The sequence below is a fragment of the Thauera sedimentorum genome, assembly GCF_014489115.1.
Lineage (GTDB): Bacteria > Pseudomonadota > Gammaproteobacteria > Burkholderiales > Rhodocyclaceae > Pseudothauera > Pseudothauera sedimentorum.
On record NZ_JACTAH010000003.1, the window covers coordinates 150,073 to 171,582 of the forward strand.

The 21,510-nt window shown below is 70.0% G+C and carries 18 protein-coding genes; 13 read left to right on the forward strand and 5 right to left on the reverse strand.

Features of this window, described 5'->3' with window-relative positions; all coding sequences use genetic code 11:
• Positions 1 to 83: 83 nt before the first annotated feature.
• Positions 84 to 1,004, reverse strand: coding sequence for a LysR family transcriptional regulator (locus IAI53_RS18030; protein ID WP_187719614.1), 921 nt, complete (start codon positions 1,002 to 1,004; stop codon positions 84 to 86).
• Between the two features lie 101 nt (positions 1,005 to 1,105).
• Here IAI53_RS18030 and IAI53_RS18035 point away from each other — a divergent pair, with 101 nt between their 5' ends.
• The 13 genes from IAI53_RS18035 to IAI53_RS18095 all read left to right on the forward strand — a co-directional run bounded on the left by IAI53_RS18035 (position 1,106) and on the right by IAI53_RS18095 (position 16,158).
• Positions 1,106 to 2,179: a class 1 fructose-bisphosphatase gene (locus IAI53_RS18035; protein ID WP_187719615.1), complete on the forward strand. Its 1,074-nt coding sequence runs from the start codon at positions 1,106 to 1,108 to the stop codon at positions 2,177 to 2,179.
• 25 nt (positions 2,180 to 2,204) lie between these two features.
• Complete coding sequence (locus IAI53_RS18040) at positions 2,205 to 3,083, forward strand: phosphoribulokinase (protein WP_187719616.1); 879 nt, start codon at positions 2,205 to 2,207, stop codon at positions 3,081 to 3,083.
• 13 nt (positions 3,084 to 3,096) lie between these two features.
• Positions 3,097 to 5,121: a transketolase gene (tkt, locus tag IAI53_RS18045; protein WP_187719617.1), complete on the forward strand. Its 2,025-nt coding sequence runs from the start codon at positions 3,097 to 3,099 to the stop codon at positions 5,119 to 5,121.
• Between the two features lie 115 nt (positions 5,122 to 5,236).
• Positions 5,237 to 6,247, forward strand: a complete 1,011-nt coding sequence (gap, locus tag IAI53_RS18050) for a type I glyceraldehyde-3-phosphate dehydrogenase (protein ID WP_187719618.1) — start codon at positions 5,237 to 5,239, stop codon at positions 6,245 to 6,247.
• Complete coding sequence (locus IAI53_RS18055; protein ID WP_187719619.1) at positions 6,247 to 7,506, forward strand: phosphoglycerate kinase; 1,260 nt, start codon at positions 6,247 to 6,249, stop codon at positions 7,504 to 7,506. The genes gap and IAI53_RS18055 overlap by 1 nt, the downstream gene beginning before the upstream one ends.
• 94 nt (positions 7,507 to 7,600) lie before the next feature.
• Entirely contained in the window at positions 7,601 to 8,647 is a 1,047-nt protein-coding gene (gene fba / locus IAI53_RS18060; protein ID WP_187719620.1) for a class II fructose-bisphosphate aldolase, read from the forward strand.
• A 200-nt stretch (positions 8,648 to 8,847) separates the two neighbouring features.
• Complete coding sequence (locus IAI53_RS18065; protein WP_187719621.1) at positions 8,848 to 9,501, forward strand: YiaD family glycine zipper/OmpA-like lipoprotein; 654 nt, start codon at positions 8,848 to 8,850, stop codon at positions 9,499 to 9,501.
• Positions 9,502 to 9,653: 152 nt separating this feature from the next.
• The gene (locus tag IAI53_RS18070; protein ID WP_187719622.1) at positions 9,654 to 10,946 is read left to right on the forward strand and encodes a DUF3422 family protein; all 1,293 of its coding nucleotides are present in this window, start codon (positions 9,654 to 9,656) and stop codon (positions 10,944 to 10,946) included.
• A 22-nt stretch (positions 10,947 to 10,968) separates the two neighbouring features.
• On the forward strand, positions 10,969 to 11,325 hold the full coding sequence (locus tag IAI53_RS18075; RefSeq protein WP_187719623.1) for a CidA/LrgA family protein: 357 nt from the start codon (positions 10,969 to 10,971) through the stop codon (positions 11,323 to 11,325).
• Positions 11,322 to 12,056 carry an LrgB family protein gene (locus IAI53_RS18080; RefSeq protein ID WP_187719624.1) on the forward strand — a complete coding sequence of 245 codons (735 nt, stop codon included), beginning with the start codon at positions 11,322 to 11,324 and terminating at the stop codon, positions 12,054 to 12,056. Before IAI53_RS18075 ends, IAI53_RS18080 begins: the two co-directional genes overlap by 4 nt.
• A 94-nt stretch (positions 12,057 to 12,150) precedes the next feature.
• The gene (locus IAI53_RS18085; RefSeq protein WP_187719692.1) at positions 12,151 to 13,719 is read left to right on the forward strand and encodes an MFS transporter; all 1,569 of its coding nucleotides are present in this window, start codon (positions 12,151 to 12,153) and stop codon (positions 13,717 to 13,719) included.
• Between the two features lie 104 nt (positions 13,720 to 13,823).
• Positions 13,824 to 15,875, forward strand: a complete 2,052-nt coding sequence (gene fusA / locus IAI53_RS18090) for an elongation factor G (protein WP_187719625.1) — start codon at positions 13,824 to 13,826, stop codon at positions 15,873 to 15,875.
• Between the two features lie 22 nt (positions 15,876 to 15,897).
• Positions 15,898 to 16,158, forward strand: a complete 261-nt coding sequence (locus tag IAI53_RS18095; protein ID WP_187719626.1) for a DUF4212 domain-containing protein — start codon at positions 15,898 to 15,900, stop codon at positions 16,156 to 16,158.
• 79 nt (positions 16,159 to 16,237) lie between these two features.
• Here IAI53_RS18095 and IAI53_RS18100 read toward each other — a convergent pair whose 3' ends face one another.
• From IAI53_RS18100 to IAI53_RS18115, 4 genes are all read right to left on the reverse strand, one after another.
• Positions 16,238 to 16,624, reverse strand: a complete 387-nt coding sequence (locus IAI53_RS18100; RefSeq protein ID WP_187719693.1) for a hypothetical protein — start codon at positions 16,622 to 16,624, stop codon at positions 16,238 to 16,240.
• A 166-nt stretch (positions 16,625 to 16,790) separates the two neighbouring features.
• Positions 16,791 to 18,653: a sodium:solute symporter family protein gene (locus IAI53_RS18105; protein ID WP_187719627.1), complete on the reverse strand. Its 1,863-nt coding sequence runs from the start codon at positions 18,651 to 18,653 to the stop codon at positions 16,791 to 16,793.
• Positions 18,654 to 18,666: 13 nt separating this feature from the next.
• Complete coding sequence (locus tag IAI53_RS18110; RefSeq protein ID WP_187719628.1) at positions 18,667 to 18,921, reverse strand: DUF4212 domain-containing protein; 255 nt, start codon at positions 18,919 to 18,921, stop codon at positions 18,667 to 18,669.
• A gap of 253 nt (positions 18,922 to 19,174) precedes the next feature.
• Positions 19,175 to 21,496, reverse strand: coding sequence for a VWA domain-containing protein (locus IAI53_RS18115; protein ID WP_187719629.1), 2,322 nt, complete (start codon positions 21,494 to 21,496; stop codon positions 19,175 to 19,177).
• Positions 21,497 to 21,510 lie beyond the last annotated feature (14 nt).

The following is a 21,510-nucleotide window of genomic DNA, read 5'->3' on the forward strand; positions in this document are numbered from 1 at the left end:
ACGGCGCTCCCGGGCGCCAATGAACGCCGCATCGCGGGCAAGCCCGCTCCCACGGGAAAGTGCGGCCGTCGGCGGCCCGGCGGTCAGCCGCTGCTCTCGCGCAGGCGCTCCGCGCCTTCCGCCTGCAGGAAATCGAGCAAGGCCTCCAGCGCGGGCGTCGGCGGGCGGTCGGCATGAACCAGCACGTTCCACTCGCGGATCACCGGGGTGTCCTGCACGTCCAGGCGCACCAGCCGGCCGCTGGCCACTTCCATCGCGAAGGTGTGGTGCGACAGGAAGGCCACGCCCATGCCGGCCATCGCCGCCTGCTTGAGCGTCTCGTTGCTGCCCATCTCGTCGGCGCGCAGCGCCTTCACGCCGTGCGCGCGCAGGAAGCGCTCCAGGTTGCTGCGGGTGCCCGAGCCGCGCTCGCGCAGCAGCAGGCGCTCGCCGGCCAGCGCGGCGGGCGGGATGTTGCGCCGTCCGGCCAGCGGGTGATCCGGCGCGGCGACGAAGCTCAGCGGGTGGGGTGCGAAGGGAATGCGGCGCAAGGGCAGGCCGCGCGGCGGCGTGCCCATGATCGCCAGGTCCACCCGGCGCTCCTTGAGCAGCTCATACACCGCCTCGCGGTTGCTCACCGTCAGACGAAAGACGATGTCCGGGTAGCGCCGGCCGAACTCGGCCAGCAGGTGCGGCACGAAGTACTCCGCGGTGGTGATCGCCACCACCTCCAGGGTGCCGGCCGCCACCCCGCTCATCGCCTTCAGCTCGACCTCTGCCAGTTCCAGCGCGGCCAGCGCCTCGCGCGCGTGGCGCACGATCACCTCGCCGGCGCTGGTCAGGCGGATCTCGCGACGGCCGTCCACCAGCACCCGTCCGACGATGGCCTCCAGTTCGCGCACCTGCATCGACACCGCCGGCTGGGTCAGGTGCAGCAGGCGCGCGGCCTGGGTGAAGCTGCCGCTGTCGGCCAGCGCGACGATGGCGCGCAGCTGGCGCAGCGTGGTGCGTTGAGGGAGCTTCATCAGGATTCCTTATCTCAAAACACGCAAAAACCTCATTGGAGCTTATTTCAGCAAATGCTTAGGCTCGTGTCACGACCTCGCAACAAATCCGGGACACGAGCATGTTCTCCATCGAGCGCACCACCCTCACCGAGTACCTGATCACCCAGCGCCGCCGCCATCCCGGCGCCACCGGCGAACTCAACGCCCTGCTGCTGCAGGTCGCGCAGGCCTGCAAGGCGATCTCGCGTGCGGTGGCCCACGGCGCGCTCGGCGGGGTGCTCGGCAGCCTGGACAGCGAGAACGTGCAGGGCGAGACGCAGAAGAAGCTCGACGTGCTGGCCGACGAGATCTTCCTGCGCGCCACCCACTGGGGCGGCGACCTGGCCGGCATGGTGTCCGAGGAGAACGAGGAACCGATCCCGCTGCCCGCGGGCCATGCGCGCGGCAAGTACCTGCTGGTGTTCGATCCGCTGGACGGCTCGTCCAACATCGACGTGAACGTCTCGGTGGGTTCGATCTTCTCGGTGCTGCGCGCCCCCGCCCCCGGCGAGGACGCGATGGCCGCCGACTTCCTGCAGCCCGGCACCCAGCAGGTGGCCGCCGGCTACGCGATCTACGGCCCCTCCACCATGCTGGTGCTCACCGTGGGCGACGGCGTCGCGGGCTTCACCCTCGACCCCGTGATCGGCGACTTCTTCCTCACCCACCCGGACATCCGCATCCCGGAGGCCACCCGCGAGTTCGCCATCAACGCCTCCAACGCGCGCTTCTGGGAGCCGCCGGTGCGCCGCTACGTGGACGAATGCCTGGCCGGCAAGACCGGCGAGCGCGGCGCGGACTTCAACATGCGCTGGATCGCCTCGCTGGTGGCCGAGACCCACCGCATCCTGATGCGCGGCGGGGTCTTCCTCTACCCGCGCGACCGCAAGGACCCGGCCAAGCCCGGGCGGCTGCGCCTGCTCTACGAGTGCAACCCGATCGGCATGATCGTCGAGCAGGCCGGCGGGCGCGCCTCCACCGGCGACCGCCCGGTACTGACGGTGCCGCCCGAGGAACTCCACCAGCGCATTGGCTTCGTCTTCGGCTCGCGCGAAGAGGTCGAGCGCATCGAACGCTATCACGCGGAACCGGCCACCGAGGGGAACGCCGAGCTGCCGCTGTTCCACAGCCGCAGCCTGTTCCTGCAGCACTGATTTCCCATCGCTCCAGGAGGACGCCATGTCCGAACGCCACCCCATCGTCGCCATCACCGGCTCGTCCGGCGCGGGTACCAGCACCGTGCAGCGCACCTTCGAGGAGATCTTCCGCCGCGAAGGCGTGAGCGCCGCGGTGATCGAGGGCGACAGCTTCCACGCCTACGACCGCCAGGCCATGCGCGAGAAGATGGCCGAATTCGAGGCCGGCGGCGAGCTCTCGCACTTCTCGCACTTCGGCCCCGAGGCCAACCTGTTCGAAGAGCTCGAGCAGCTCTTCCGCAGCTACGCGGAAACCGGGCGGGGGCGCCGCCGCAAGTACCTGCACAACGCCGAGGAAGCCGAGCCCTACGGCCAACAGCCCGGCACCTTCACCCCCTGGGAAGACCTGCCGGCCGGCAGCGACCTGCTGTTCTACGAAGGCCTGCACGGCGCGGTGCACACCGAGACCGCCAACGTCGCCCAGCACCCTGACCTGCTGATCGGCGTGGTGCCGGTGGTGAACCTGGAGTGGATCCAGAAGCTGCACCGCGACAAGAGCATGCGCGGCTACTCCACCGAGGCGGTCACCGACACCATCCTGCGCCGCATGCACGACTACGTGCATTACATCTGCCCGCAGTTCGCCCGCACCCATGTGAACTTCCAGCGCGTGCCGACGGTGGACACCTCCAACCCCTTCATCGCCCGCGCGGTGCCGACCGCCGACGAGTCCATGGTGGTGATCCGCTTCGCCAACCCCAAGGGCATCGACTTCCCCTACCTGCTGAACATGATCGACAGCTCCTTCATGAGCCGCGCCAACACCATCGTGGTGCCCGGCGGAAAGATGGAGCTGGCGATGCAGCTGATCTTCACCCCCTTCATCTGGCGCCTGATCGAGCGGCGCAAGAAGCTGCTCTGAGGAGGCCACAGCCATGAACATGCGTTTCGATTCCGCCGCCCTCGACACCCTGTGCGCCAACGCGCTGCGCTTTCTCGCCATCGACGCGGTCGAGCAGGCGAAATCCGGCCACCCCGGCATGCCGATGGGCATGGCCGAGATCGCCGTCGCGCTGTGGACCCGCCACCTGCGCCACGACCCGGCCGACCCGGCGTGGGCCGACCGCGACCGCTTCGTGCTCTCCAACGGCCACGGCTCCATGCTGCTCTATGGCCTGCTGCACCTGACCGGCTACGACCTGCCGGTCGATGAGCTGAAGCGCTTCCGCCAGCTGCACAGCAAGACCCCCGGCCATCCGGAACACGGCCTCACCCCCGGGGTGGAGACCACCACCGGGCCGCTCGGCCAGGGCCTGGCCAACGCGGTCGGCATGGCGCTCGCAGAGAAGCTGCTGGCGCGCGAATTCAACCGCCCCGGCCACGACATCGTCGACCACCGTACCTGGGTGTTCATGGGCGACGGCTGCCTGATGGAGGGCGTCAGCCACGAGGCCGCTTCCTTCGCCGGCGTGCAGCGCCTGTCCAAGCTGATCGCCCTGTGGGACGACAACCGCATCTCGATCGATGGCCAGGTCGACGGCTGGTTCGCCGACGACACCCCGGCGCGCTTCCGCGCCTACGGCTGGAACGTCATCGAGAGCGTGGACGGCCACAGCGTGGCGGCGGTCGACCGCGCCATCCGCGAGGCGGTTGCCAATGCGGAGAACGACGTCGGCCCCACGCTGATCTGCTGCCGCACCACCATCGGCCGCGGCAGCCCGGCGCGCGCCGGGACGGCCGACGTGCACGGCGCGCCGCTGGGCGCCGAGGAGATCGCTGCCACCCGCGCGGCGCTGGGCTGGCCGCACGCGCCCTTCGAGATTCCCGCGGAAGTGCGCACCGCCTTCGACACGCGCGCCGCCGGTGCCGAACGCCGCGCCGCCTGGCAGGCGCGCTTCGAGACCTACCGCGCCGCCTGGCCGGAAGCCGCCGCCGAGTTCGAACGCCGCATGGCGGGCCAACTGCCGGTGGGCTTCCCGGTGCTGGCGCAGGCCATCCTGCGCGGGGTGAACAAGGACACCGCCACCGTCGCCAGCCGCAAGGCCAGCCAGCAGGCCATCGCCCGCCTCGCCCGCGCGCTGCCCGAACTGCTCGGCGGCTCGGCCGACCTGACCCACTCCAACCTCACCGACTGGCCGGGCTGCGGCGCGGTGCGTGCCGACGCCGGCGGGCGCCACATCAACTGGGGGGTGCGCGAGTTCGGCATGTCCGCGGCACTCAACGGCATCGCCCTGCATGGCGGCTTCCTGCCCTTCGGCGCCACCTTCCTGGTGTTCTCCGACTACGCCCGCAACGCCATCCGCATGAGCGCGCTGCTCGCCCAGCGGGTGGTGTACGTGATGACCCACGACTCCATCGGCCTGGGCGAGGACGGCCCCACCCACCAGCCGGTCGAGCACCTGCCCAGCCTGCGCCTGATTCCGGGCCTCGACGTGTGGCGGCCCTGCGACGCGGTCGAAACCCAGGCCGCGTGGAGCGCCGCGGTGCAACACCGTGGCCCCAGCCTGCTGGCGCTCTCCCGCCAGAACCTGCCCCACCAGGCCCGCGACGCCGAGCAGCTGGAGGCGATCGCGCGCGGCGGCTACGTGCTGGCCGAGGCCGCCGGGGGCAAGCCCGCGCTGCTGCTGATCGCCACCGGCTCCGAGGTGGCGCTGGCAATGGCCGCGCGCGAGCGCCTGCAGGCCGACGGCATCCCCACCCGCGTGGTGTCCATGCCCTGCACCGCCGCCTTCGATCGCCAGGACGCCGACTGGCGCGCCGCGGTACTGCCCGCCGGGGTGCCGCGCGTGGCGGTCGAGGCCGCGCAGCCGGACGGCTGGTGGAAATACCTGGCGGACGCGCCGCGCGCCGCGGTGGTCGGCATCGAGCGTTTCGGCGAATCCGCACCGGCCGCGGACCTGGCCGCCTTCTTCGGCTTCACCGCCGAACGCGTGGCCGACGCCGCGCGCCGCCTCGTATAGCCGCCGATCGCGGCCAAGACCGCTCCTACAGCGCGGTAGGAGCGGCCTTGGCCGCGATCCGCCCGTCACACCATCCCCGCCCGAATTCCCCTACCCACCATCCGAGGAGACCCACGTGACCATCAGAGTCGCCATCAACGGCTACGGCCGCATCGGGCGCAACGTACTGCGCGCCCACTTCGAGAACGGTCGCCGCCACCCGCTCGAGATCGTCGCCATCAACGATCTGGGCAATGCCCAGACCAACGCCCACCTCACCCGCTACGACAGCGTGCACGGTCCCTTCCCACACGACATCGAGGTTGGAGCGGACGGCTTCACGGTCGACGGCCAGGCCATCCGCGTGTTCGCCGAGCGCGACCCCGCCCGCCTGCCCTGGGGCGAGCTGGGGGTGGACGTGGTGCTCGAATGCACCGGCCTGTTCACCAGCAAGGCCAAGGCCGGCGCCCACCTGGAGGCCGGCGCCGGCAAGGTGCTGATCTCCGCGCCCGGCGGCGAGGACGTCGACGCCACCGTGGTGTACGGGGTGAACCACCACAGCCTGCGCCGCGCGCACCGCGTGGTGTCCAACGCCAGCTGCACCACCAACTGCCTGGCGCCGCTCGCCAGCGCGCTGCACCGTCCGCTGGGCATCGTGCGCGGGCTGATGACCACGGTGCATTCCTACACCAACGACCAGGTGCTGATCGACGTCTATCACGACGACCTGCGCCGCGCGCGCAGCGCAACCCAGTCGCTGATCCCGACGAAGACCGGCGCCGCCGCCGCGGTCGGCCTGGTGCTGCCCGAGCTGGCCGGCCGCCTGGACGGCTTCGCGGTGCGGGTGCCCACGCCCAACGTGTCCTTCACCGACTTCACCTTCGTCGCCGCGCGGCCGACCACGGTGGACGAGGTGAACGACCTGGTGCGCGAGGCCGCTCACGGCCGCCTGCGCGGCATCCTGGCGGTGAACGAGCTGCCGCTGGTGTCCTGCGACTTCAACCACGACCCGCATTCGAGCATCTTCGACGCCACCCTGACCCGAGTGGACAAGGACCTGGTCAAGGTCACCGCCTGGTACGACAACGAATGGGGCTTCTCCAACCGCATGCTCGACACCGCGGTGGCGATGATGGAGGCCGAATGATGAGCGCACCCGACTTCCTCCGTCTGGAAGACCTCGCCCGCGACGGCCGGCTGCGCGGCCAGCGCGTCTTCCTGCGCGCCGACTTCAACGTGCCGCTGGCCGCCGACGGAACGCTCGCCGACGACACCCGCATCCGCGCCACCCTGCCCGGCATCCGCCTGTGCCTGGAGGCCGGCGCCGCAGTGATGCTGGCCTCCCATCTCGGCCGCCCCACCGAGGGCGCGCTCGGCGACGCCGACTCGCTCGCCCCGGTGGCCGCACGCCTAACCGAACTGCTCGGCGCCCCGGTGCCGCTGGTGCGCGACTGGGTGGGCGGCGCCTTCGACGTCGCCCCGGGCAGCGCGGTGCTGCTGGAGAACTGCCGCGGCAACCGCGGCGAGAAGGCCGACAGCGCGGAGCTGGCCGCCTGCATCGCGAGCTGGATCGACGTCTACGCGAACGAGGCCTTCGGCGCGGCGCACCGCAGCGAATGCACCACCCACGCGCTGGCGCTCGCCGCCCCGCTGGCCTGCGCCGGCCCGCTGATGGCCGCCGAGCTCGACGCCCTGGGCCGCGCGCTCGCCGCCCCGGCCCGCCCGCTGGTGGCCATCGTCGGCGGCTCCAAGGTATCCACCAAGCTCAGCGTGCTGGAGCGGCTGGCCGACCGGGTGGACGTGCTGGTGGTGGGCGGCGGCATCGCCAACACCTTCCTTGCCGCGCGCGGCGCGTCGGTCGGCGCGTCCTTGCACGAGCCCGAGCTGCTCGACGCCGCCCGCCGGGTGGAGCGCCGCCTCGAACGGCGCGGCGCGCGCCTGTGGCTGCCGGCAGACGTGCTCACCGCCGACCGCTTCGCCGCCGACGCGCGGGTGGCGGTACGCGCGGCCGAGGCGGTGCCCGAAGGCGAGATGATCCTCGACGTCGGCCCGGTCAGCCGCGCCGCGCTCGGTGGGGTGCTCGCCGCCGCCGGCACCATCGTGTGGAACGGCCCGCTCGGCGTGTTCGAGTTCCCCGCCTTCGCCGAGGGCTCCCGCGCGCTGGCCGAGGCCATCGCCGCCAGCCGGGCGTTCTCGATCGCCGGCGGCGGCGACACCCTGGCGGCGATCGCCGCCTTCGGCGTGGAGCGCCACATCGACTACATCTCCACCGGCGGTGGCGCCTTCCTGGAGTTCCTCGAAGGCCGCGAGCTGCCCGCGGTGGCCGCGCTGAAGATCCGCGCGCGGCCCAACAGCCGGCGGATCCTGCCGACCGCGCACTACGAGAACGAATCCGAGGCCGCCTGAAGTCCCGCAATCGCCCGTAGGAGCGGCCTTGGCCGCGATCGCCCCCGATTTGACGCCCACAACCGCGAACACATTCGACAAAGGAGACACCCCCATGGCGATGATCGCCCTGCGTCAGCTGCTGGACCACGCCGCCGAACACGGCTACGGCGTGCCGGCCTTCAACATCAACAACATGGAACAGATCCACGCCATCATGCAGGCCGCCGCAGAGACCGCCAGCCCGGTCATCCTGCAGGCCTCGGCCGGCGCGCGCGGCTATGCCGGCGAGGCCTTCCTGCGCCACATGGTGGCGGCCGCCGTGGAGGAATGGCCGGACATTCCGATCTGCCTGCACCAGGACCACGGCGCCAGCCCGGCGGTGTGCCAGCAGGCCATCCGCTCCGGCTTCACCAGCGTGATGATGGACGGCTCGCTGCGTGAGGACATGAAGACCCCGGCGAGCTGGGACTACAACGTCTCGGTGACCCGCCGGGTGGTCGACATGGCCCACGCGGTGGGCGTGTCGGTGGAAGGCGAGCTCGGCTGCCTCGGTTCGCTGGAAACCGGACAGGCCGGCGAGGAGGACGGCGTGGGCGCAGAAGGCACGCTGGACCACAGCCAGATGCTCACCGACCCCGCGCAGGCCGCCGACTTCGTCGCCGCCACCGGGGTGGATGCGCTGGCGGTGGCGATCGGGACCAGCCACGGCGCCTACAAGTTCACCCGCCCGCCCACCGGAGACATCCTCGACATCGACCGCATCGCCGCCATCCACCGGCGCATCCCGGACACCCACCTGGTCATGCACGGCTCCTCCAGCGTGCCGCAGGAATGGCTGGCCATCATCCGCGAGCACGGCGGCGAGATCGGCGAGACCTACGGCGTGCCGGTCGAGGCCATCGTCGCCGGAATCAGGAACGGCGTGCGCAAGGTGAACATCGACACCGACCTGCGCCTGGCGATGACAGGCGCCATGCGTCGCCTGCTCGACCAGGACCGCAAGGAGTTCGACCCGCGCAAGGTCTTCCGCGCCGCCACCGCGGCCGCGCGCGAGATCTGCCGCGCGCGCTTCGAAGCCTTCGGCTGCGCCGGCCAGGCCGCGCGCATCCAGCCCCTGCCGCTCGCCGTGCTGGCGCGCCGCTACGCGCAGGCGGCCTGAGCCGGCGCGACACCCCGATCCCTGCCTTTACAGGCCTTGGCCCGCCCGCACGACGCGGAGCGGGCTTCTTTTTGCGCACCGCTGACACGCGCTTACAAAAATCGGCGCGTCCGGGGCTGACGCCCACGGGCTGCGGATTGCACCATTGCCGGGTGTCACCGTCCAACGACAGTCACGAACCGACGAGAGGAGAACGAACCATGAACAAACTCATCATCGCCGCCCTGTCCACCGCCCTGCTCACCGCCTGCGCCACCAACCCCTATACCGGTGAACACGCCAAGACCGCCACCGGCGCCACCATAGGCGCGGGCGCGGGCGCGGTGCTCGGCGGAGTGGTCTCCAGCCGCGGCGACCGCACCAAGGGCGTGCTGATCGGCACCGCGATCGGCGCCACGGTGGGCGGCCTGATCGGCCGGCAGATGGACAAGCAGGAGGCCGAGCTGCGCCAGAGCATGTCGGGCAGCGGCGTGGAGGTGATGCGCGAGGGCGACACCATCCGCCTGCAGGCCCCGGAGAACATCACCTTCGACACCAACCGCGCCGACGTGAAGCCGCAGTTCCAGCCGGTGCTCGGCCAGCTGGCGCAGAGCATCCGCCAATACCCCGGCACCGTGGTACAGGTGGAGGGCCACACCGACTCCACCGGTTCGGCGGCCTACAACCAGACGCTGTCCGAGAACCGCGCCGCCAGCGTGCGCAGCTACCTGGTGCAGCAGGGTGTGGAGGCCAACCGCCTGCTCGCGGTGGGCTACGGCATGAGCCGGCCGATTGCCGACAACAGCACCGCAACCGGCCGCGCACAGAACCGCCGGGTGGAGATCCTCATCGTGCCGCAGCAACAGCAGCAGTAGCGCGCCGCGCGCCCCGGTGCCGCGGCGCACGACGGCCGATGACGCCGGGGACTTCCCCGCAAAGCGCGCAGGCAGGTACTCTTGCGCTTGTTCCGCCACCCCCGGCATGACCGCCGGGACAGGCGCCCAACCCGTGGTCATACCTGCCGCCCATGTCCCTGTTCCAGTCGCATCCGCTGCGCCAGACGCTCAGCGACGAGATCCACGCCCGCCCGCCGGTCGCCATCGACACGCCGGAGCTGGTCACCTACCTCGCCTTCCTGCATGAGGCGGGCAACGTCGAGCGCGAGGCCCAGCACCTGCGCCTGCTGGCCGAGCAGCTCGGACTGCCCGAGCCGGCCACCGACACGGGCCATCTCTTCCTCGACGCCGGCCGCTTCCGCCTGAAGTGGGAGCGCCACAACGAGTTCTCCAGCTACACCTTCTTCCGCCGCATACAGACCGGCGACAGCGCCGAGGACAACGCCCTGCTCGACGTGCCGGCCGCCTGGCGCAAGGCCATTCCCGGCCAGCTGATCGTCGCCACCCATGTGGAGGTGCGCTCGGTCGCCGAGGTGGCGCCCGACCAGGTGATGGCCGAGCTCTCGCCTCACGGCCGGCAGACCGTGGTGGCCAAGGTGGCCGACGACGCCGCCTGGGTGTTCACCGACTTCCAGATCGTGGACGGTTTCTCGCGCTTCCAGGTGCTCGACGCCTCGCTGACCCGGCGCCAGGCCGGGCGCACCGTGCAGCGCCTGCTGGAGATCGAGACCTACCGCGTGATCGCCCTGCTCGCTTTCCCGGTGGCCAAGGAAGTCGGCCGCCTGCTGTCGCGCGCCGAGGACGAGCTGGCCGACCTGATGGACAGCATCGGCCGTGCCGAGAGCGCCGAGGACGAGCGCGCGGTGCTCGCCCGCCTGACCCGTCTGGCCGCCGAGGTCGAACGCTCGGTGGCGCACACCACCTTCCGCTTCGGCGCGGCCGCCGCCTACTACCGCCTGGTGACGCAGCGCATCGAAGAACTGCGCGAGACCCGGCTGACCGGCTTCCCCACCATCGGCGAGTTCATGGCCCGCCGCCTGACCCCGGCCATCGACACCTGCGCCACCATGTCGCGCCGCCAGGAGGACCTCTCCGGCCGGATCGCGCGCAACTCGCAGCTGCTGCGCACCCGGGTGGACATCGAGCTGCAGCGCCAGAACCAGGAGCTGCTCGCGCAGATGAACCGCCGCGCCCGCCTGCAATTGCGCCTGCAGGAGACGGTGGAAGGCCTCTCCGTGGTGGCGATCACCTACTACGGCTCGCAGCTGGTGCAGTACCTGGCCAAGGGCGGCAAGGACTACATCGCGCCGGCCAGCCCGGAGGTGGTCACCGCGGTGTCGATCCCGCTGATCGCCGGCCTGGTCGCGCTCGGCCTGCGGCGCATGCGCCGGGCGCTGGCGGCCGAAGAGGCGGCACAGCACTGAGCATGAAGGCGGGAGGACACCCATGATCGGCGCACTCACCCTGCTGCTCGTCTACCAGCTGATCGGCGAGGTCATCGCCCGCGGCTTCGCGCTGCCGGTGCCCGGCCCGGTGATCGGCATGCTGCTGCTCTTCCTCACCCTGGTGGTGCGCGGGCGGGTGGGCAACGAACTGCGCAGCACCGCCGGCGGCCTGCTGCAGCACCTGTCGCTGCTCTTCGTGCCCGCCGGCACCGGGGTGATGCTGCACTACCAGCGCCTGGCGGACGAATGGCTGCCGCTGCTGGCCGCGGTGGTCGGCTCCACCTTCCTGGCGATGGCGGTCAGCGCGCTGGTGCTGCGCGCGCTCAGCCCCCGCAACGGCGCGGAGACACCGGAATGAATCCGCGCATCGACGAGATCTGGGTCTATCTCTCCACCACCCCGCTGCTCGGCCTCACCCTGACCCTGGTCGCCTATCAGTGCGCCTGGTGGCTGTACAAGCGGGCCAACTTCCATCCCGCCGCCAACCCGGTGATGATCGCGGTGACCCTGCTGGTGGCGGTGCTGAGCATCACCGGCACCGACTACCAGACCTATTTCGACGGCGCGCAGTTCGTGCACTTCCTGCTCGGCCCGGCCACCGTGGCGCTGGCGATTCCGCTCTATGCGCAACTGCCGCGCCTCAAGGCCATGCTGCTGCCGCTGCTCGGCGCGCTGGTCGCCGGCTCGCTCACCGCGGCGCTGTCGGCCTTCGGCATCGGCGCGCTGCTCGGTGCCAGCACCCAGTCGCTGATGTCGCTCGCGCCCAAGAGCGTGACCACGCCGATCGCCATGGGCGTGGCCGAGAGCCTCGGCGGCCTGCCCTCGCTGACCGCGGTGCTGGTGATCCTCACCGGCATCCTCGGCGCCATAGGCGCACGCGGGCTGTTCGGCCTGATGCGCATCGACGACCACGCGGTGCGCGGCTTCGCCACCGGCGTGGCGGCCCACGGCATCGGCACCGCGCGCGCCTTCCAGGTCAGCGAGCAGTGCGGCGCCTTCGCCGCGCTGGCGATGGGCCTGAACGGACTGATCACCGCGCTGTCCCTCCCCTGGCTGCTGCCGCCCATCCTGCGCTGGTTCGGCCTCTGAATCTCCACCACAAGTCCGCACGACGCATGAGGATGCGCCCTTGAACGCCCTGTACCGCTGGTTCGACCGCAACATCCTCGAACTCGGCCGCGAGATGCGGCTGTCCTACCTGCCGCCGCTGATGGTGTACATGGCCGCCGGGGTCTCCGGCCTCACCGGCATCGTCGGCACCTTCTTCATCAAGGACTACCTCGACCTCTCCGCCGCCTTCCTCGCCGCGCTCGGCTTCTGGGCGGGTATCCCGTGGGCGCTGAAGATGCCGATCGGCCACCTGGTCGACCTGCTGTGGCGCTACAAGTCCGGGCTGGTCTATCTCGGCGCCTCGCTGATCGCCGCCAGCCTGCTGATCATGATCGGCCTGATCGGCAACCCGGAGGCGATGCGCGCGGTGATGCCGGCCGAGGCCTGGTTCGTGCTCTCGGTGCTGCTCGCCCCGGTGGGCTACGTGATGCAGGACGCGGTGGCCGACGCGATGACGGTGGAGGCGGTGCCGCGCCTGGACGAACACGGCCAGCCGATCGCACCCGAGACCATCCGCCTGATGCACACCACCATGCAGATGCTCGGCCGGGTGGCGATCATCGGCGGCACCGTGCTGGTGGCGCTCGCCAACGTGGTGCTGTTCCAGGGCAGCGAGGCGCTGCCCGAGGCGGACAAGGTCGCCATCTACCTGCGCATCTACGAGTACGCGCTGATCATCCCGCTGCTGTCGGTCAGCGGCGTGCTGCTGGCCGCCCTGCTCAAGCGCCGCGAGGCGCGACGACTCGCCGCCCTGGGCCATGAGGACGAGGCCATCGACCGCCTGCTGCACCAGCCCGAGGAGAAGACCGCGCCCAACTGGTGGATCCTGGGCGGCAGCGCGGTGTTCGTGGCGATCACCCTCACCGTCGGCCTGTCCGGCATCGAGTACGGCCAGGAGCTGATCTTCGTGTGCTCCTTCGCCATCATCGGCTTCATGATCTCGCGGCTGCTGCGCGAACTCGCCCCAGAAGCCGCACGCACCCTGCTCGGCACGGTGATCGTCATCTTCATCTTCCGCGCCATGCCCTCGTCCGGCGCCGGCTCGGGCTGGTGGATGATCGACGAACTGGGCTTCGACCAGAGTTTCCTGTCGCGCCTGGACCTGATCGTCAGCACGCTCACGCTGGCCGGGCTGTTCCTCTTCCGCCGCTTCATGGCGGAAAAGTCCATCGCCCAGATCGTCATCTTCCTGACCCTGGCCGGCACCCTGCTGTCGCTGCCCATCATCGGCATGTACCACGGCCTGCACGAATGGACCGCCAGCGTCACCGGCGGCGTGGTGGATGCGCGCTTCATTGCCATCGCGAACACCGCGCTGGAGTCGCCGCTCGGCCAGGTGTCCATGGTGCCGATGCTGGCCTGGATCGCCAACTCGGCCCCGCCCCACCTCAAGGCCACCTTCTTCGCGGTGATGGCCTCCTTCACCAACCTGGCGCTGTCGGCCTCGCAGCTGGGCACCAAGTACCTGAACCAGATCTACACCGTGACCCGCGAGGTGCGCGATGCGGTCAGCGGCGCGGTGAAGGTGCCCGCCGACTACAGCGAGCTGGGCCTGCTGCTGCTCACCGTGACCGTGCTCGGCCTGCTGCTGCCGCTGGCCGCGGTGGCGCTGACACGCGCGCTCGGGCTGCGCAGCGCGTGAGGAATCTGCCGGGATGTTGACCTGATCCATTGCTCCTTTGCCGCCGGAGGCGGAAACTTGCGGGCAAAGGTCTTCGCGACCGGATAACCACGGGGGGAAGCATCATGACACCGAGCTCGGTTCACGACATCCGCAACCTCGCCCTGCTGGGCCAGGCCGGCGCCGGCAAGACCACGCTGCTCGAGGCCCTGCTGGCCGCCTCCGGCGGCATCGGCGCCGCAGGCAGCATCGAGCGCGGCGACACGGTGAGCGACTTCGACCCGGCCGAGAAGGCCATGGGCCACTCGCTCAACACCGGGCTCGCCCACCTCGAATGGGCCGGACACTGGATCAACCTGCTCGACACCCCGGGCACCCCCGACTTCCTCGGCCGCGCCCTGCTCGCCCTGCCGGCGGTGGAGACCGCGGTCATCGTGGTCAATGCCCAGGCCGGCATCGAATCGATGACCCGCCGGCTGATGGAAGCCGCCGCCGGCAAGTGCCGGATGATCGTGGTCAACCGCATCGACGCCAGCGGCGCCGACCTGGCCGGCGTGATGGCCGCCATCGAATCGGCCTTCGGCCGCGAGTGCCTGCCGATCAACCTGCCCGCGCCGGACGCAAGCCGGGTCATCGACTGCTTCTTCACCCCCGAATACGACGCCGAAACCGCCTTCTCTTCGGTATCCGCCGCCCACGACGCCATCGTCGACCAGGTGGTCGAGCTCGACGAAGCGCTGATGGCGAGCTACCTGGAACAAGGCGAGAGCCTGGACCCCGAGCAGCTGCACGACCCCTTCGAGCAGGCCCTGCGCGAAGGCCACTTGGTACCGGTGTGCTTCGTTTCGTCCCGGACCGGCGCGGGCGTGGCCGAACTGCTGGACGTGCTCGCCCGCCTGATGCCCGACCCCACCGAAGGCAACCCGCCGCGCTTCGTCAAGGGCGAGGGCGCGAATGCGCTGCCGGTGGAGGTCGTGGCGGACCCCGGGCGCCATGTCGTCGCCCATGTGTTCCAGGTCCAGAACGACGTCTACCGCGGCAAGCTGGCGCTCTTCCGCATTCACCAGGGCACGCTCGATGCCGGCGCGCAGCTCTACATCGGCGATGCGCGCAAGCCGGTCAAGGTCGCCCACCTGCTGCGCATCCAGGGCCGCCAGCAGGTCGAGATCCCGCGCGGTGTGACCGGCGACATCTGCGCCCTGGCGCGCATCGACGAACTGCACCGCGACGCGGTGCTGCACGACTCGCACGACGAGGACCTGCACCACCTGCTGCCGCCTCCCTACCCCCAGCCCTTCCACGGCCTGGCACTGATCCCGAAGAAACATGGCGACGAGCAGAAACTCTCCGAAGCGCTCGCCCGCCTGCTCGACGAAGACCCCTGCCTGGAAGTGAGCTTCGACACCCAGGCACGCCAGACCGTGGTGCGCGGCCTGGGCGAGTTGCACCTGCGCATGGTGCTGGAGCAGCTCGCCAGCCGCTGGAACCTGGAGGTGGACACCGCCACGCCGGCGGTGCCCTATCGCGAAACCGTCGCCACCAGTGCCGAGGCGCGCTACCGGCACAAGAAGCAGTCCGGCGGCGCCGGCCAGTTCGGCGAAGTGGCGCTGCGCGTCGAGCCGCTGCCGCGCGGCAGCGGCCTGCAACTGGCCGACGAGATCAAGGGCGGGACGATTCCCACCCAGTTCATGCCGGCGGTGGAAAAAGGCGTGCGTCAGGCGGTGGCCGAGGGTTGCCTGGCGGGTTTCCCGCTGCAGGACCTGAAGGTGGTGGTGACCGACGGCAAGCACCACGCGGTGGACTCGAACGAGGTGTCCTTCGTCACCGCGGCGCGCCACGCGCTGCAGGAGGCGGTGAACGCCGCCAGGCCGGTGCTGCTGGAGCCCTTGCTGGAGGTCAGGGTGAGCGCGGACGAGCGCCACTTCGGCGAGATCAGCGCCGAATTCGCCAGCCGGCGCGGACGCCTGAACGGCACCGACAGCCACGCGCAGGGACGGATCAGCCTGACCGCACTGGTGCCGATGGCCGAGTTGGAAGGCTTCGAGGCCCGCCTGAAGTCGATCTGTGCCGGCGAGAGCGAATGCACGCTGAGCCCGCATTCCTACGAACCGGCCCCGGGCGAGGTGCAGCAACGCCTGGCCGGCGACTTCGTCCGCCACCGGGCGCACGAGCAATGAGTTCAAGGACGGTGGCCACACGATGCAGCTGACCGACAAGCAACTCGCCTACTGGCGCCGTACCCGCATGCTGACGGCCGCCCTGCTGGCGGTATGGTTCGGGGTGACCTTCGTCGGCGCCTATTACGCCATCGCGCTCAACGAGTTCGAGCTGTTCGGCTTCCCGCTGGGCTTCTACGCCTTTGCCCAGGGCGCGCTGATCGTCTACCTGGCGATCATCGCCATCTACGTCTACGTGATGAACCGCCTGGATCACACCTACGGGGTGGCCGAGCGGCGCTGAGCCGCGCAGCGAGCCTTCACGCTTCGCAGGCCGGAAGCCCGCCATGCAGCGGGCGTTTGCCCGCGGGGCGTGCCGGCGCTTACTCGCCCTTGCCGTTCTCCGGCTGGGCCTCGCCACGCTTGCGGCCGAGCTTCATCGGGTGGGCGTGACGGGACAGGGCGAAATCGAGCATGAACTTGCTCCAGATGGTGATCCCCGCCAGCGTCGTCCAGGTCTCGAAATCGAAGCTGCCGGTCAGCACGCCGAAGATCGTCCACACCACCACCACGCCGCCCACCAGATTGATGGCCGCGCTGTAAGGCGCGAACTTGGCGGGATTGGGGGGCGGTTCGCCGCGCTTGAGCGCCACCTCGGAGAAGTCCCGCTTGACGACGATGCGCCAGGCCCGGCGCAGCCAGAAGAAGGCGATCGGAAACAGGGCGAGAAAGAGGATCCAGTTCAGCACTAGGCTGACATGGGGTGCCATTGCGGTCATACGGTACTCCGGATTCGCTCGCGCCGTCGGCGAGCCGAGGGGCGCAAGGTGCCACAAAAGAAAAAACCCCGCCAGAAGATCCGGCGGGGTTTTCCTTGTTCTCCCGGTGCGGGCCCGCGTCGCGGGCCCGCCGGGATCGCTTGCTTACACCCTTTGCTTAGTGGGCGTGGGAACCGTCGACCGCCTTCGCACCACGCGGGATACGAACGCTTTCGACCAGCGCCTGGATGTGCTCCGGCGGCTCCTTGGTGACCTTATCCACGATGAAGGCCACGGCGAAGTTCACCAGCGCACCGATCGCACCGAAGGCTTCCGGCGTGATGCCGAAGAAGCTGTTGGCGCCACCGATCAGGCCGAGGTAGTCGGTGCCCTTGATGAAGAAGATGCCCTTGTGAGCGAACACGTAGAACAGGGTGATGAACAGACCTGCCAGCATGCCCGCGATGGCGCCTTCCTTGTTCATCTTCTTGGAGAAGATGCCCATCATGATCGCCGGGAACAGCGAGGAGGCGGCAATACCGAAGGCCAGGGCCACGGTACCGGCAGCGAAGCCCGGGGGGTTCAGACCCAGGTAACCCGCCACCACGATGGCACCGGCCATCGCCACCTTACCGGTCATCAGTTCGCCCTTCTCGGAGAGATCCGGCACGAAGACGTTCTTCACCAGGTCATGCGACACCGCCGAGGAGATCGCCAGCAGCAGGCCGGCAGCGGTCGACAGCGCGGCGGCCAGGCCACCGGCAGCAACCAGCGCGATCACCCAGTTCGGCAGCAGCGCGATTTCCGGGTTGGCCAGCACGATGATGTCGGCGTTCACCGTCAGCTCGTTGCCCTTCCAGCCAGCCTGTTCGGCCTTCGCAACGGCATCGGCGTTCTTGCTCTTGTCGTTGTAGTACTGGATGCGGCCGTCGCCGTTCTTGTCTTCCCACTTCAGCAGGCCGGTCTGCTCCCAGCGCTTCATCCAGCCCGGACGCTCTTCGTACACCAGGCTGGCATCAGCCGCGTACAGGTCCTTGTTGGCCATGATCGCTTCGGCGTTGGTGACCATGCGGCCATCGGCGCTGCGCTCCAGGCCAACCGCGGTGTTGGTGGTGGCGATCAGGTTCAGCTTGGCCATCGCCGCCACGGCCGGAGCGGTGGTGTAGAGAATGGCGATGAACACCAGGGCCCAACCGGCGGAGCTACGGGCGTCCTTCACCTTCGGAACGGTGAAGAAGCGCACGATCACGTGCGGCAGACCGGCGGTACCGATCATCAGCGACATGGTGTACACGAACATGTTCAGGTAGGAGCCCGGAACGGAGCTGGTGTACTCGCTGAAGCCGAGGTCCTTGACCACCAGGTTCAGCTTGTCGAGCAGCGACACGCTGGTGCCGGCGATGTCGGAACCCAGGCCGAGCTGCGGCAGCGGGTTGCCGGTGAGCTGCAGGGAGATGAACACGGCCGGAACGGTGTAGGCCAGGATCAGCACCATGTACTGGGCCACCTGGGTGTAGGTGATGCCCTTCATGCCGCCGAACACGGCGTACATGAACACGATGCCCATACCGACGTAGATGCCGACTTCGTTCGACACGCCGAGGAAGCGCGAGAACGCCACACCGACACCGGTCATCTGGCCGATGATGTAGGTGATGGAAGCGGTCAGCAGGCAGAGCACCGCCACGGTGGAGGCCGTCTTCGAGTAGAAGCGGTCACCGATGAACTGCGGCACGGTGAACTTGCCGAACTTGCGCAGGTACGGAGCCAGCAGCATGGCCAGCAGAACGTAGCCGCCGGTCCAGCCCATCAGGAACAGGCCGCCGCCGTAGCCCATGTTGGAAATCAGGCCGGCCATGGAGATGAAGGAGGCCGCGGACATCCAGTCTGCCGCGGTCGCCATGCCGTTGGTGACGGGGTGAACGCCGCCGCCGGCCACGTAGAAATCGCTGGTGGAACCGGCACGCGCCCAGATGGCGATACCGATGTACAGCGCGAAGGACGCGCCGACGACCAGGTAGGTTAGAGTTTGCAGATCCATGTGTCGTCCTCTCTCAGTCTTCGTGCACGTCGAACTTGCGGTCGATATCGCCCATTGCCTTCGCGTAGTAGAAGATCAGCGCGATGAACACGTAGATCGAACCTTGCTGAGCGAACCAGAAACCGAGCGGGTAGCCGCCCAGACTGATGGAGTTGAGAGCCGGGGCAAGAAGGATGCCCGCGCCAAACGACACGACGAACCAGATGACCAGGATCTTGGTCAGCAGGCCCAGTGTCGCCTTCCAGTAGGCTGCACTGTTGTTATCCATAACGTCTCCTCGTGATGGTTGTTGCCGGGTACGCCGTACACGGACGCACCCATCGGACTACAAGACAGCGGGGCGATTATAGGAAGCGGGTTCTTACTCGTTGCTTACAAGCGGTGACGATTTTTCCCGGAGAGGTCAGAGCGCCGAGATCCGCGCCAGACAAGGTTTTTCGCCGCACTGCAGCATTTCTGCCCGGCATGCGGGCTCACGCAAAAGTCTTGCGTTTATGTCAGCGGCGTCGATCCGGTGGCGCTCAGCCGGTGAGCGAGGCGAACAGGGCGGGGAGCTTTTCCGGCAGCCGTTCCACGCGGTCTACGACTGCGTAGCCGGACGCGCCGAAGATGCGCGCCACGTACTGATCGGCCCTGGGGTCCAGGGTCAGGCAGAAGGAATGCACGCCCTGCGCGCGCAACTCCTCCACTGCCTTGCGCGCATCCTGGCGCAGGTACTGCGGGTCGCGCTCGTCGATGTCGGCCGGCTCGCCGTCGGTGACCACCAGCAGCAGGCGGCGGCGCTGCGGCTGGCGCGCCAGGTGCCGCCCGGCGTGGCGCAGGGCCGCGCCCATGCGGGTGGAGAACTCGCCGCGCAGGCCCGCCAGGCGTGCGCGTACCGCCTCGTCCAGCGGGGCGGCGAAATCCTTGATGCGGTGGTAGCGCACGTCGTGGCGGCCGTCCGAGCAGAAACCGTGCAGGGCGAAGGGGTCGCCCACCGCGTGCACCGCATCGGCCAGCAGGGCCGCCGCGGCACGGGTCAGCGCCAGCACGGTGTCGCCCCCGCCGGCGGCCGGATCATTGGTGGAGGCGGAGAGATCCAGCAGCACCAGCACCGCCACGTCGCGCCGCTGCACGACATGGCGCATGGTCACGCGCGTGTCGGCCGGCTGCCCGCTGCGCATCGCCACCGCCGCATCGACCGCGGCATTGAGATCCAGCTCGTCGCCGTCCTCGAGCTTGCGCTGGCGCACCACGCCCTGCGGGCGCAGGCGTTCGACGATGCGGCGCAAACGGGCCGCCTCGCCCCGGTAGCGCGCGAGCAGGGCGTCGAGTCCGGCAGGGTCGCCCAGCGGCGCGCGCGGCTCGTAGACGGTGACCCAGTCGGGCCGGTGCAGCTGCACGCGGTAGTCCCATTCGGGGTAGAGATGCGGCTCGGGCGGCGCTTCGCGGCCGTACTTCTGGCCGAAGCTGATGCCGTCGTCGTCCACGATGTCGTGTTCGGGCGTCCAGATCTCCTGCGCATCGTCGCCGGCGGTCTCGACCTCCACCTCGTTGAGGAAGGCGGTCAGCGGCATGCGCCGGCGCAGCGGCGGGCGGCCGGCGAGGATGTCGGCGCCGCGCTGCCAGGAGAAGTCCTCCACCGTCCAGGGATAACGGTTGTCGTCGCGGTAGGGCAGGTACAGCGCGTCGAGCTGGCGCAGCGCGGGCAGCGCCCCCCTGCCCTGCAGCAGCGCGTGAAGCTGCAGCCCGAGCTCGCGCGAGAGCTCGACATCCAGCGCGCGGGCGCAGGCCTGCGCATGGAAGCGCGCGGCCAGCGCATCGATCTGCGCGTCGCCGGTGGGCGCCTGCGGGTCGGACAGATGGCGGGCCAGCGCCTCCAGCGCCGTCTGCGCCGGGTGCTCTGCCGGCACCGGCCGCGGCAGCGCCAGCAGCGGGCGCCACAGGCGGGCGAGTCCCGGCAGTTCGCGCAGCGCACAGCATTCGACGCGGGCATCCTCGAACAGGCCGATCAGCGCCTTCTGTGCCGGCGCCAACCCGCGCGGATTCACCGCCCGCGGGGTGTAGACCAGATGTGCGGCCATGTGCGCGGCCATGGCCTGGTACACCGCACCGCCGTCCAGCCCGCCGAGCGCGTCGGCGGCATCCGGCAGATGCAGCACGAAGCCGTCTATCCACGGGCGGAAACCTTCCAGCTCGGCGGCCGCCGGGCGCAGCCAGAAGTCCCGCCCCCACAGCGCGCGCAGCGTGGCGGCGAGCGTGCGCTGGCGGTCGATGAACAGCACGCCGCGCCGTTCGCGCGCCAGCACCGCCTGGCTGTCGGGGGTGTGCAGCGCGAAGTAGGCCAGTTGCGCCGGCAGGTCGGTGCGATGCGCCTCGGCGCCGAAGGCCGCCCAGCGGCGCAGGCCGCCGAGGGTGAGGCGGGCGAGCAGCTCGTCGAGGATGCCGAGCATCGGCCGCAACGCGCGCGGCGCGCGGGCGGCGAGCTGGTGGATGAACTGCAGGTAGGCGCGGAAGAGTTCTGCGTCCGCCAGGCGGCGTGCGGCCACCGGCAGGCTGGCCAGGTGCAGGGCGATGACCTCGCCCGAGGTCATCGATGCGAGCTTCAGCGCCGCGGCCGCGCTGTCGGCCACCAGCTCGTCGCCCAGCTCGCGGCCGACTTCCGGCATGGCTTCCAGCCAGGCCAGCACCGGCGCCTCGCCACGCCCCAGGCCGGCCAGGGCGCGGGCGCCGGTGCGGTAGTCGGCCAGGCCCTGCGGCCCCAGGCTGCGTGCCGCGGCGCGCACGCCGGCATCGTAGGCGGGCTGCAGCGCCCCGGGCAGCGCCGCGCGGCAGGGATCGTCGAGCTCGGCGGCCAGCGTCATCGCCCGGCCTCCGT

Coding starts and splice junctions, on each gene's coding strand:
- tkt (WP_187719617.1), top strand. CDS start 3,097: ATGAACATGCGTTTCGATTCCGCCGCCCTCGACACCCTGTGCGCCAAC.
- IAI53_RS18085 (WP_187719692.1), top strand. CDS start 12,151: ATGCGGCTGTCCTACCTGCCGCCGCTGATGGTGTACATGGCCGCCGGG.
- IAI53_RS18105 (WP_187719627.1), bottom strand. CDS start 18,653: ATGGATCTGCAAACTCTAACCTACCTGGTCGTCGGCGCGTCCTTCGCG.
- IAI53_RS18115 (WP_187719629.1), bottom strand. CDS start 21,496: ATGACGCTGGCCGCCGAGCTCGACGATCCCTGCCGCGCGGCGCTGCCC.
- IAI53_RS18095 (WP_187719626.1), top strand. CDS start 15,898: ATGCAGCTGACCGACAAGCAACTCGCCTACTGGCGCCGTACCCGCATG.
- IAI53_RS18110 (WP_187719628.1), bottom strand. CDS start 18,921: ATGGATAACAACAGTGCAGCCTACTGGAAGGCGACACTGGGCCTGCTG.
- fba (WP_187719620.1), top strand. CDS start 7,601: ATGGCGATGATCGCCCTGCGTCAGCTGCTGGACCACGCCGCCGAACAC.
- IAI53_RS18065 (WP_187719621.1), top strand. CDS start 8,848: ATGAACAAACTCATCATCGCCGCCCTGTCCACCGCCCTGCTCACCGCC.
- IAI53_RS18040 (WP_187719616.1), top strand. CDS start 2,205: ATGTCCGAACGCCACCCCATCGTCGCCATCACCGGCTCGTCCGGCGCG.
- IAI53_RS18055 (WP_187719619.1), top strand. CDS start 6,247: ATGAGCGCACCCGACTTCCTCCGTCTGGAAGACCTCGCCCGCGACGGC.
- fusA (WP_187719625.1), top strand. CDS start 13,824: ATGACACCGAGCTCGGTTCACGACATCCGCAACCTCGCCCTGCTGGGC.
- IAI53_RS18100 (WP_187719693.1), bottom strand. CDS start 16,624: ATGGCACCCCATGTCAGCCTAGTGCTGAACTGGATCCTCTTTCTCGCC.
- IAI53_RS18080 (WP_187719624.1), top strand. CDS start 11,322: ATGAATCCGCGCATCGACGAGATCTGGGTCTATCTCTCCACCACCCCG.
- IAI53_RS18070 (WP_187719622.1), top strand. CDS start 9,654: ATGTCCCTGTTCCAGTCGCATCCGCTGCGCCAGACGCTCAGCGACGAG.
- IAI53_RS18075 (WP_187719623.1), top strand. CDS start 10,969: ATGATCGGCGCACTCACCCTGCTGCTCGTCTACCAGCTGATCGGCGAG.
- IAI53_RS18030 (WP_187719614.1), bottom strand. CDS start 1,004: ATGAAGCTCCCTCAACGCACCACGCTGCGCCAGCTGCGCGCCATCGTC.
- IAI53_RS18035 (WP_187719615.1), top strand. CDS start 1,106: ATGTTCTCCATCGAGCGCACCACCCTCACCGAGTACCTGATCACCCAG.